Origin of the sequence: Niallia taxi (genome assembly GCF_032818155.1) — a bacterium.
In the GTDB taxonomy this organism is placed as follows: domain Bacteria; phylum Bacillota; class Bacilli; order Bacillales; family Cytobacillaceae; genus Niallia; species Niallia taxi_A.
In genome coordinates this window covers 1,211,862-1,225,306 of the sequence record NZ_CP102590.1, presented here as the reverse complement: position 1 = coordinate 1,225,306, position 13,445 = coordinate 1,211,862, and the positions used below count along the sequence as shown (strand labels likewise).

The 13,445-nt window shown below is 30.6% G+C and carries 5 protein-coding genes; 1 reads left to right on the top strand and 4 read right to left on the bottom strand.

The features are described from left to right. Positions 1-127: 127 nt before the first annotated feature. From NQZ71_RS25035 to NQZ71_RS25020, 4 genes are all read right to left on the bottom strand, one after another. Complete coding sequence (locus NQZ71_RS25035) at positions 128-7,111, bottom strand: HAD-IIIC family phosphatase (RefSeq protein ID WP_317011997.1); 6,984 nt, start codon at positions 7,109-7,111, stop codon at positions 128-130. Beyond that, on the bottom strand, positions 7,104-8,414 hold the full coding sequence (gene fabD / locus NQZ71_RS25030) for an ACP S-malonyltransferase (protein ID WP_317011996.1): 1,311 nt from the start codon (positions 8,412-8,414) through the stop codon (positions 7,104-7,106). The genes NQZ71_RS25035 and fabD overlap by 8 nt, the downstream gene beginning before the upstream one ends. 1 nt (position 8,415) lies before the next feature. Next, positions 8,416-11,025, bottom strand: a complete 2,610-nt coding sequence (locus NQZ71_RS25025; RefSeq protein WP_317011995.1) for a non-ribosomal peptide synthetase — start codon at positions 11,023-11,025, stop codon at positions 8,416-8,418. Between the two features lie 85 nt (positions 11,026-11,110). Further along, positions 11,111-11,818, bottom strand: coding sequence for a thioesterase II family protein (locus NQZ71_RS25020; RefSeq protein ID WP_317011993.1), 708 nt, complete (start codon positions 11,816-11,818; stop codon positions 11,111-11,113). A gap of 240 nt (positions 11,819-12,058) precedes the next feature. Here NQZ71_RS25020 and NQZ71_RS25015 point away from each other — a divergent pair, with 240 nt between their 5' ends. Continuing rightward, positions 12,059-12,769, top strand: coding sequence for a 4'-phosphopantetheinyl transferase family protein (locus tag NQZ71_RS25015; RefSeq protein WP_317011992.1), 711 nt, complete (start codon positions 12,059-12,061; stop codon positions 12,767-12,769). The last annotated feature ends 676 nt before the right edge of the window (positions 12,770-13,445 follow it).

The window sequence follows — 13,445 nt, the reverse complement described above, 5'->3', positions numbered from 1 at the left end:
TCCTCTTTCTAAATTAAATATAGTGAGGGCTATGTTGCATATTTTCTCTCTTATTATTAGAAACAGGAAGAGAACTATTTAACTGATTCTCATCCTGTTTCTCTACTTAAATAATCGGGAATATAAATTAAATAAATTGTACTTCTTTAGAATAATTTAACATATTAGCGATGTTTTTCTGATTGATACCTGGCCATTCAAATCCAACTTTATCTAAAAGCACTTTAGTTTTTGCAAAGACCATCCGGAAATTTGTATCCCTTATATTCCCCATTAATCCTGCATGAATAACAATCTTCATTATATGCTCTTGCAATTCAGGATTTTCATAATTGGCAAATAGTTCATTTATATCGCATATTTTCAGGTCAGAATAACCTTCCCTCTGTAAAAACTCTCCTAATTCTATACTACTGATTCCATTATAGTTGTATACATGATGTGTTTCATTTTTCAAGTTCTTTCTATTAAACAATAAAGTTATCGCTTTACTTACATCATTCACAAAAGAAAAATCAATTACTTTTTCCTCGAATGCTGGGATCATGTTAATTTTAATAAATGACTTAACTACCGAATAAAAGGCATTACTTGATATATTTTCTTGGAATTTTAATGTATTTGAATTGTAGTTAAGATTTCCCACTCTATATATATTAGCGTTCAATCCGCTTTCTCTTGCTTTAACGATTAATTTTTCTGCTTCTAGTTTTGTTCTAAAGTAAATATTTTCATCTTCTTGCCCTACATCATAATCAAATTCTGTAAATAAGAAATTATCAATCCCCGGAATACTTCCAAAGGCTACTAATGGCGTAGATATATGATTTATATCCTTTTGTATACCAGTGGAGGCAAACTTAATTAGGCTTTCTGTTCCTTTTACATTGATTTCATAAGAGTCTTCAAATTTACCGTAATGATTAACATTTGCTGCTGGATTAATAACACAATCTATCTTATCTGCTAATTCATTATAAATAGATTCTGTTAATCCCATAAATGACTTTGAAAGGTCACCATTATATACAAAAATTCTATGTTTATATTGCTCATATAAAGAAGCAGTAAAATAGAAAGATAATTTTTGCTCTAATCTATTTTTCGATTCATGAACATCTGCACCTCTAATAATTACATGTATATCACAGCTTGTTTCAATTAAAAGATCATGTAACAAATGAGCACCTAAGTAACCAGTCGAACCTGTTAGTAAAATATTCCTATAATCAACCCTTTCCGAGACATCTAAATTTTCATATGTGGTAATTTGTCTGTCGTACCACTCTGTTTTTAGTTGTATTTCACTATCTAAATCAAAAGAGTGATTTCCTTTTGATTTGGCGATATTTTCTTTTTTATTAAGTAAAGACATTAAGTAATTTTTATTAAAGGAAATATTTTTTGCAAAACTTTCTATTGTATCATATTCAAAAATGTCATTTAACTGTGCTTCAAAATCCATTGATAGCTTAGAGATAACTTGTATTCCATCTAAGGAAGTACCACCAAGTTCAAAGAAATTATCAGTAATACTAACTTTTTCCACTCCTAAAACATCTTGCCAAACTTTAGCAATCATTTTTTCAGCTTCTGTTTTTGGCGCAATATATTCTCCAACCCTTTCAATATTTTTTTGTTGGATATCTTGAGTTAGCTGCAGTAGTAATTCACCTGTATAATTTTGCAGGGGTAGCAAAAATCTTCGATGTATTAAATTTGCTTCATTTGTAATTAGAACTTCCCAGCTTAGATTGGATTGGAGAATATCCTTTTTATCTTCAAATTTCGCCACTTTATTTCCATTACTTAATTCTCCTGAGTCATTTGTAGTTAGTGTATGTTCTTCTGATTTATACCAACTATTAAAATAACATTCTATTGTATCTACAGGAGGAATGACATCTAATTGCAATTGATAGAGAGTGTAGCTTTCTTCTCTACTTTTTATCTTCCACTTGGATTTTTCAATAAAATTCAAAAATGGAATATTCTTTTCTGTTGGATAGAATTTTGCTTCTATTTTGTTTAAATTCTTTTCTTTACAAAACTCCTTCAGCCCACATAAAATAGCATCCTCAACATTCCGGCCTAATACTCTGCAGCTCAATAGCAAAGTATCAATGAAAAGAGTTTTACCATTTTCTTTAGAAATAACTACTCCTACTAATCCATAGTCTCCAAAACGATCTGAGACTTCTATAGCCCAAACAGTTACATCGGGACTATTCATTAAATCTTCAATTTCTACTTCTGACCTTCTTTTTGTACTAAGGTTAAATTGATTTGTTCTATTTGTTAACTGTGATATCCTAGCAATTTGTGATTGTTTAACTTTGTTCATGCTCATTTTTAACTCTAGCCCTTTAAGGTAATCGGGAAGAGTTTGAGCATATTTTTGTACACTCTTTCTCTTTTGTTCTGACATATACATTTGCGAACGTTTTCTATCTTCTTCAGTTACTTGTAAGCGATCAAAAGCCCAAGAATGCTGTAAAAAATAAGGGATTTGGCTTATATCTACAGGTAAATGTAAAGTAAGTACCTCAGGAAGATTAGTCATTACTTCCGAACACTCAGCTGCATTATCATCAATAAAGATGAAACTATCCAAACCTAAGTTAAGTTCTTCTGCTAATGCTTTTATATTTTCTGATTTTGAGGACCAATTAATTTTATGATGAACAAAATGTTCTTTTTTCAGTTTCATGCCTGGATTTTTTGAAAAAACGTCCCAAACATCTTGTTCGTTATTTTTGCTACATAGCGTCAGAAGCATTCCTTCATTATATTTTTGAAGCATAAACTTTTGAATCTTAGTAAAATATTCATCTACTTCTACCCCAAGGTAACCATCTTCTCCGCAAACTCCCTTCCAAAGCGTATTATCACAATCTAATACAATAACTTTAAAAGTTTGTTTTTTCCAAGAATGTATTTTCCGAAATACTGTTGCACCAAGTGCTGCATAAAATTCATTTGTAAATGGAATATGTCCTTCCTTATCTTTTAAAGGATCGAATACATCTCGAATGTTGTATAACTTATTTATCTTTCTGAAATCAACAACATAGATGTTCTCTAATGTCTCTATGTCTTTTATCAATTGTAAATTCAAGCTTTCGATAAACTCTACCACCATAGAACTTAAGTCAAGATGGGTCGATACAGGGAAAAGACCAAAAAAGTAAGGTATATTATTTTGTTTAGTATTTAGCATTTCAATTAAATCATTATAATTCCTTTGTAAGCTTTCACACTTTTTATGGTCAGTTGCTGCCATATCAGCTCTTATCCAATCTTCAAATCGAATTAAAATTAAATTAACGCCTGTATTTGTTGATAAAAGGCTGTTAGGTTGAAGTAGTTCCATAAACACCTGGTTATATGGGGCAAATTTCACATTCAAGTTCATATCAAAGGAATTTCCCCACCATGTTATATGTTCTTCTATCAGTTCTGCAGTAAATGTAGCACTAACAGTAACATCTATTGTTTTATCATCACCAGTATCCTCAATTACCTTTATACTATTTGATTGTGAAATCTTATTTTTTGAAGGTATGGATATGTTCTTAATTGAATGGTCTGACTTTGTTATTAATTCTTTTAAGATAAATTGATAGTTCTCCAACAGTTCATTTATAGTTTCTTCTGAAAATAGATCTGTTTTATATTCCATCATTCCTCTTAACCCTTGAGCATCATCCATAAAAAAGTCTAATTTTAAATCCAACTGGGATTGGTTGGTAGTCACTGGATTTACAGAAAACGGTAAATGATCTATTTCAAATATTTTATTCTGATTATACTCATTATGAAAAATAAGTGCTGTATCGAAAAGCGGATTTCTTGTCTTGTCTAATTTAATTTTGAAATCCTCTATCATACTTGTGTAATGATAATCCTGATTGTCATAAGCAAGTAATAGATTTTCATTACAAGTTTGAATAAACGACTTCAACTTGTCATTTGGATTAACAATATTTCTAATTGGTAAAAGATTAATAAAAGCACCTAATACACTCTCTACTTGCTTATTAGTCCTACCAGAAACGACTGTGCCTACTACTATATCTTGTTGATTATTATATTGATTTAGTAATAGTGTGTATGCTCCAAATAATACTGTATTTAAAGTTACATTTAATTCTCTTGTTAGTTTATTCAATGATTCGATAACTTCTTTTGATATGTCAAATGAAACTGTCTTACCTATGAAAGAGCGATTTTTCTTTCTCTCATAATCTAAAGGAAGTTCTAACTCCGGAATATCCTTTTCCAATACCATCTTCCAATAATTTTTCTGTTTTAGCATATATGGCGTGGTCTTAAAATTCTCATGCCAAACAACATAGTCCTTATACTGAATATCTACTGGAGATAGCAACTTACATTCATATAAGTCTATAAGATCTTTTATCAGAATATCGTAAGAAGTACCATCTGAAATTATGTGGTGTAAGTCTACGAATAAACGATCTTTTTTATCCGTCCTTAAAAGAGATACTCTCACTAAAGGAGCCTTTTGCAAATCAAACGGTTGAATTTGTTGATTGATTACGACATCTATATCTTTCTCCGTAACATTTAAATGTTTTATATTTAAATAAACATTATTATGAATTTGTTGCACTATTTCTCCATTTGCAATAGTAAAACTTGTTCTTAGCGATTCATGTCTATGAATAAGTTCATTAAAGGCAACTTCCAATTTATGTCGATCGATTAACCCTTCAAATTCTATCACTACTGGAGTATTAAGTGCGGTTCCAATCCCTTTAAATTGAGCTTGTGTGAATACTTGTCTTTGAATTGGAGTAATAGGGTAATACTCTCTATATTCTGTACCCTCTATTACAAAGATATCTTTGCTATATTCATCTTTTACTTCTGTATTATTTGCAATATAGTTAAGGAAATCTTTTAAGGTGGAATACCTTAATAAACTAGTTACTTCTAATTTGCTGCCAAGTAATTTATTAATACTATTTACAATCTTAGAGGCAATTATAGAATCTCCACCTAATTCATAGAAGTTATCTTCTAAACGCAATTCCTTAAATCCTAGGAATTCACCCCAGACTTGAGCTACTTTTAATTCAATTTCTGTATAATCTTCTCTTTTCTTTCCTAAAAGATGTACAATTGCTTTGTTTTCAATTTTATTAGTATCTAAAGTTATTAATTCCTTCTTTATTCTACTAACTTCAAACCAACAACGTTCTTTCTCAAAAGGATATGTAGGTAAAGCTATTTTATTTAATAAGTTATCTTTATAAAAGTACTCCCAATCAATATCTGCTCCCATTGTATATGAATAGCATATTTTCTCGAGTAATTCGTTATTTCCGTTATTAAAGGTAGATAATCCCTTCATATTTTCATCAATCTTATTGCTTAATAAGGGGGCTTTTTCATCAAAAGTTGGTATTTTACTCTTTGTAGCATTTAATGTATTCATATATATATAATCATTATTGTCAAAGTTATTTGAGTTAACAATTGAAAGTTTTTCTTTTAAATCGTCTATACTTTTAACTATTATCGCCAACCTATGATTATAGTGCTCTCTTCCTAAACTTGCGGTGTAACAAAGATTAACTAAGCTAATTTCTTCTTCTTGTTCAAGAAATTGTTTATAATCATTAATTAACATTTTTAAAGAGTCTTTGCTTTTTGCAGATGCTGTGAAGATATAACTTTCATCACTATAAACTTTTTGACTAGTCTCCATATTTGGTGCCTCTTCTAAAATGAGGTGGCAGTTGGTCCCACTTAGGCCAAAAGAACTTACTCCACATCTCCTTGGATACCCTTCATACTCCCATTCCCTTAATGTATTATTAAGATAAACTGGGGAATCCTCAAAATCGATTTTCTTGTTGGGATATTCAAAATGTAGTGTTGGTGGTAACTTTTTGTATTTTAACGCAAGTATTGATTTGACCAAGCCCGCTATTCCTGCTGCAGCATCAAGATGGCCTATATTTGTTTTAACTGATCCAATTGCACAAAACTGCTTTCTATCTGTATACCTTTGATAAGCTCTGGTGATCCCTGTAATTTCAATAGGATCACCTAACTTTGTACCAGTACCATGTGCTTCAATATAACCTATTGTTTCTGGATTGATTCCAGCATCTTCAATTGCTTCAATAATTACTTCCTCTTGTCTTAAGGCATTAGGAGCTGTAATTCCAACAGAACTGCCATCTTGATTTATTGCACTTCCCTTAATTACCGCATAAATGTTGTCTCTATCTTTTACAGCCTTACTTAATGGTTTTAATATTACTGCAGCAATTCCTTCCCCTTTACCAGTGCCATCGGAACTGTCATCAAAAGTTTTGGCTCTATCATCAGATGATTCTATCCCAAGTTTGTAATGATCATCTTCTAATGGAAACAAATGCAGCTTTAACCCACCAGCAATGGCCATGTCACATTCACCATTTTTAATACTTTGACATGCTGTGTGTATAGCAACAAGTGAAGAGGAACAGGCAGTATCTATTAATAAACTTGGCCCTTTTAAATCTAATAAATAGGAAATCCTACTTGCTATTAGTGAATTTAAATTCCCTGGAATAGCCATTGATATGAGTGATGGATTTTCTTCCATAATAAATCTTGAATAATCATAGAAAGTATCTACAAATGGTGCAACGCTATGCCCAAGAAATACCCCTGTATTTGTTCCTCTTATTCGCTTTCCACTATAACCGGCATCTTCAATAGCTCTCCATACGGTTTGTAAGAACAACCTCTGATTTGGATGCATTAATTCCGCTTCTTTGGGAGATATATTAAAGAATTTAAAATCAAATTTATCTATATCATCTATATAGGCACCTTTACCAAACTTTACATTTTCATCGATACCTATTGAATTCAGGTAAGAAACAGCATCTTTTTTTCTCTCATCCGATAGTTCATCTATACAATCAATTCCTTCTTTGAGATTATCCCAATATTTATTAACTGTATCTGCTTTAGGGAATTTTAAAGAAATCCCAATTATCGCAACATCTTTATCTGAAACCTCTTGTATTTCCGAAAATTCAGATGATACATGCTCATCAAGTACAAATTCATCTAACTTAAACACTTGTATATACCTCGCTTTCATTACATTTTGCATTATAGTTCTTTATATAAGATGGCAAATCTAAAGACTGTATTTTGTTAAGTATGTTAGAAAAGATGCATTCTTGTTCCGTTGTTGATACTCTCTTTGTATCTAGAATGGTACGTAAAGTATCCAAGGCAACCATAATATCCTCATTTAAAGGTTCTTTTTTATTCTCCTGGAACGATTCATACATATTCTTGAGTTTTTTAAGAGGCATACTCACATCTTGATTATAAGAATTTAAATCCCAATTTAAATTTTTTGTACTTACCGCCGAAGCTATACATTGGGAAATAATCCAAAGTTTGTTTATAGTAATAGTTTTGTTTTGCAGCTTAGCCATATTATCAATTGAATGTTTTAATTTCTGGATTTCATTTTTGTTTTGGAATTGAAAAACAGGTAACCTATCTTTGGATGTATCTAAAAGATTTTTCAGCACTGTTTTCGGCCCTAATTCTATAGCAAGATCAACACCTTGCTTTTTAATATAATTCATTGATTCGTCCCACAATACAGGATACGTCATTTGTTTTGTCAAATATTCGATTACATTATCGCTGTCACCATAAGGTAAGCCATTTACATTTGAAATAACTTCCCAATCAGGTTTTCTATAGGAATATTTTTTTAATTCCAAATTTAAATCTTCAGCAGCATATTTCATCATAGGGCTATGAAAAGCAGCACTTACTTTTAATGGTATGACAATAGCACCTAAATGTTCTAGTCTCTTTGAAAATCTATCGACCGCATCTATTTGTCCAGAAATTACATTCTGGCTATGTGAGTTATGACAAGCAATTACAATTGGTGCTTCTTCAGTAGATGCTATTTTTATCTCCTCTTCTAATCTTTCAAAAGCTATACCATTTACAGCTACCATTTTCCCCTTACTTAATTGATTTGCTTGCTGCATTAATAACCCACGTTTTCTTACAATTTTTAAAGTGTCCGAAAACGAAAGAACATTACTACATGTTAAAGCTGAGTATTCCCCTAAGCTGTGCCCAGCGAGTAATGAAGGTTCTATATCAATCTCATTTATAAATACTCTAAACATTGCCACACTAGTGGTAAGTAATGCTGGTTGAGCATTTTCTGTTTTGGTTAATTCAATTAAATCTCCCTCAAAGCACAATCTTTTTAGATTAAAATCTAATATATCATTCGCTTCATCAAATGTTTTTTTAGCGATATCATATTCTTGATATAACTCTTTTCCCATTCCTATTATTTGGGAGCCTTGTCCAGGAAAAAGCATAGCTATTTTAGTCATCTTACTTCATCACACCTTTCGTTTTATCTATATATTTGGTAGTAAAAAAGGTAACTAGCTTAATATAGTTGTTGAAAAAAGATCTCATTGAATCTTTGTTTAGGATTGAACTGTTATATTCAAGGGTTAAATTGATATTTTTATTATCTTGATGCACATACAATATAAGACCATATAAATTTAACAAAGCATACTTAGTTGAAAGTACATTCCTCTTTGAAAATAACGGGATTATTCCTGATGAATCTTTACTATTCTTCATTTTTAGTACTTGCTCAATCGAATACGTTGTTATTAGTTTAATATTTTCATCTCTTAATTTTATTGAGTTAAGTAAGTCTAAAAAATCAATATTCTCCTTCAATTCTACTTTTAATGAATGTGCAACTTCATCTTTAGCAAGAATTGCTTGTACCATAATTTCGTTTTGATTTGATACTTTTGCTAAAAGGGAAATGTATAAAGATAAAAACAGTTCATATATAGTTACTTCATTTTCCTTACAAATTTCCACTATTACGTTACTCATAGTATTATCGAAGTCATATTGGAATAATGTGTTTTCACTTTTTATATGCTCAGCATTTAAAAAGTAAGAAGGCAGTTTAATAGGTGAAAATTCAATATCCATTGATTCATCTTTACTTTCCAGATATTTTGCGAGTTTATCCACATTTGTATACGTAAAAAGATCGGTAATCTGAATCTTTCCTGGATATATCCGTTCGATTCTTTCATGTAAGCGGGTCAAAAGAAGTGAATTTCCGCCAAGCTCGAAGAAGTTTTCATAAATATTCACGTGTTCAACTTCAAATGTTTCCTTTAATAACTGCAACAGAATACCTTGAATGTTATTATTTTCTTTTGGAATTATGTTATCAATTCCTGTTGAATGCTCGATTTTATTACTCAACTGATCTAATTGATTAATTATTTCTTTAAATTCACCATTTGAATACGCCTTTCCTAACTTATATCTTTCTATTTTTCCACTAGTCGTTTTCGGCAATTTTTTAACTGGTATAATTTTATGAATATTAATTCCCATTTCCTTGCTAATAAGGCCTTTTAATTCTTTTATTAATGGTATAAAACTTGCTAAGTCCTTTTTATGTAAAACAAATAAAATAATTTGGTCACTTTGTATATGCTCGTTAACCACTCCACAAGCCGCAATATAACCTAATTTAATTTCTTCCAATGATTCAGCTACTCTTTCAATATCATGCGGATAAATATTTTGACCGTTTACAAAAATAATATCTTTTGCCCGACCAGTAATTACAAGGCGACCATTTTCTATAAAACCTATGTCTCCTGTTTTTAACCAGCCATTTTGGATGGTTTCTGATGTCTTTTCAGTGTTATTATAATAACCTCTTGTTACATTTTTACCTTTGATTTGAATATTACCAATAGTACATTCCTCGAGCTTTGCACCATTTACATCTGTTATTGAAACTTCTAAACCTTCTAAAGGATAACCTACATCAACAAAATCTACAGTGCCCTCCATATTATCAGAGTTGCTAATTATTTTTTCACCAATATTCAGGTGTTGTCTCTTAATTGTTTTTGTAGTAAGCACCTCTTCTAAAGGTGGAAAAGTTACGCCTAATGATGCTTCTGCTAAACCATATACTGGGAACATAGCCGTTCTACTGAGTTTGTAAATAGATAAAGCATCTAAAAATTGTTTACATAGATTAGGAGAGATAGGCTCTGCCCCATTTAAAATAAGTCTTACATGAGATAAATCCCAATGCTTCGCAATTTCAGGTTTAAAATGCATTAAAAAGTAACTGTATCCAAAATTCGGGGATGAAGTTATGGTTATATTATGTTCATCAACTTTTGCTAACCACAAAGTTGGACGTCTAATAAATACTGATGTTGGCATTAAATACTGTAGGGCTCCTAACATGGAAGGAACAAGATGCATTCCTATTATTCCCATATCATGTGTAAGAGGCATCCAGCTTAAGAAACAATCATCCTTATTAGCATTAGAGCCTTTTATCATTTGAAATATATTGGTTACTAAATTATCATGTGTTAAAACCACTCCTTTAGGATCACCTGTTGATCCAGAAGAAAATTGTATAAAAGCTATGTTTTCTGGATGTGCTTCGTATTCTTGTCCTTTTTGCGATGCATACAAATGTTCATCAGTTAGAATTGTTTTGTCTAGTATTTCTTTAAACTGTATTTCAAAATTGCTTTCATTAAAATGTTTTAAACCCTCAATCGTTTTTTGATCCGTAATTAAATACGGGTTATTTAATGTTTTCCATATTTTAAACAACTTTGCTTTATGCTCGTTATTATTCCCCACAGACACAGGTACTGGAATAATTCTGCCTAATAAACAAGCCCAAAAAATAGAGAGAAAATTCTCATTGTCATTTACCTGAAGTATCAATTCATCTCCAGGTCTTAAACCAGAATTTTGCAATGTATTTAGTACTAAAAAAGAGTTAGTATATAAATCGTGATAAGATAAGAATTTCTCATTTTTGCTACCTTCTATGAACACAATACCTTGCTTCATGTTGTTTCTGTTATTTTTTACAATATCTGTAAGTGTAGTAATTTTATTATTTTCTATCATCTGCATACCTTCCGTTCATATTATTCCACTTAAGTAAAATATTGGAATTACATTTACAAGTTAGCACTTTACCTAAAGTAAATAATTAATATGGATATAATGTATTGTTTACAATTGTTACTACTTCGCTTAAAAAATCATCAATAAAAAAATGATCTCCACTAAACCTATAAATTTGAAACTTCTTGTCAGTTAAATATCTCCACCCCTCTAGTTTGTAGTAGGTTGCTGTTTTATCGTTTTCTCCAAAAAAAACAGTAGTATTTGATTCTAGCAAGCCATCTGAAGGCTTATACTTATATGTTTCAATTGCCTGGAAATCTGATCTTAAAATTCTTAAGTAATAGTCTAGAAAGGATTCATCATTCATGAATTCTTTTGGAAAACCATTGTATTTTAATACTTCTTTCTTAAACTCAGGGTCCGGAAGGTTGTAAGTGTGCAACTTTCTGAAGATATATTGTGGAGCTTCAAAAGAGGATGCAAAAAAGTGAATTGGTAGCTTATGTCCATTTTTCTTAATTTTGCGGTATAACTCAAAACTAACTAAGCTCCCCATACTATAGCCAAATAGAGCATATGGACTTTTATCTAATTTATTCTTTATCTGATCATATAGATCATTCACAATGTCACTTATACTATTAAGTAATGGTTCTTTAAACCTCTCACCTTTCCCAGATATCTCCAATGGTTGAAGTGCTATATGCTCACTAAGATACTTTCTCCACTTAAGATACATAACGGAAGATGCCCCTGCGTTAGGAATACAATATAATATGCATTTCTCCATAATGTTTTGCTCCAATCTCTTTCAATAGAAACAGCTAATCAACTAATAATTATTTTTAAAAGTATTATTAGTCGAAATTATGTGAATGTAGTTAATATTGTCGGTATTTACAAATAATTTTAAATCTATTAATAGCAACTTATTAAAAACACTATTATAATAATTAACATATATATACATTTATGTAAATAAGAATAAGTAATTTTTACTAATTTTTAACACTTATGGGAGAAATAATCAATGCTAGAAATCCACGCTTTTTATATTCCGTCTCAAATGGAACAAAACTTATATGAATATTTGCTACAGTTTGTCTCTAATGAAAAAAAGTTAAAGATTGCTAAATATAAAAACAAATTAGACTCTTATCTGACTTTAATTGGAGAAATCATGATTAGGCTACATATATGTAAAATTCATGAAATTGATAATAATAGAATAGTGTTTCAATATAATAAATATGGTAAACCAAGAGTTGAATTGGAATCCCCCTACTTTTTTAATATTTCTCACTCTGGCAATTGGGTAGTTGTAGCATACAATAATTCTGAAGTAGGAATAGATATAGAAAAAATTAAGAATTTGGACACTGAACTAGCTAAAAATTATTTCACTACAATGGAATATGAACATTTATGCTCATTGGGAAGTAAAGCGGCACAGATTAATTGTTTCTATGATTTATGGACACTAAAGGAGAGTTACATTAAATTTAGAGGCAGAGGGCTTTCTATCCCACTCAATTCTTTTTCAATCATTAAATATTCAAACTCAAAATTCTTCTTCCAGTTAGAAAATGAGAATAGTTGTTTAGAGGAGTTTTACTTCCAACAATATAATTTAGACGATAATTATAGTTTTTCAGTCTGTTCCTCAGATAATTATTTTCCTAAAGAAGTAAACGTATTAAATAGCCAAGATTTACTAAGGTTGAGTGCAGATCTTTTTTAAGTTCCGTCATAACTCCTGTTTCAGAATATCTTAGAGCATACGGGTCCTATCTCAATACCACTAAAAATTCTAGCTCAAGCTACTTGAAGTTTAACAGATTAATAATATATGACACATTCACTTAAATTCTTGCATGATAGGAAGAATACTTTAGTAAGATTTATGTAGGAACGTAAACTAGTCTCGTTTAATTATTTATGATTGAATAAATTTAACTTTTACTTTTTATCGGTGATAAGGTTTGCGTAATGAGTAGGAAGACAAAAGGACACTTATGATTAGGTTACCACTTATCCATTAGACGAAACAGAAACTAGAATGATTTCAGATACTCCAAGTATGATAGTTGTTGAATTGGTATTTATTCAAAAAATACAGAATTAAGCGTACTGAAGATATACTGAACAGTAGTAGGTAACGTGCAAGTGACCAGTTTGAAGTTAATTTTTAGACGCAACGGAAGAAGAGGTTAGAGTTTTACAATTAATGCCCCTCTTTTGCATTATGAATTATGTAATAAAAACAAAGACGTGCTTACGAACAAAAGAATGAAGGTGAAAGAGGAACCTTTCAAGAACAGCTAGGTAATTGATGAAGGTACTAATGAACCACTGAATCAGTTTAAAATTCTTCATAATAAAAGTAAAACAGACCTAATTATTAACTATACTAATAT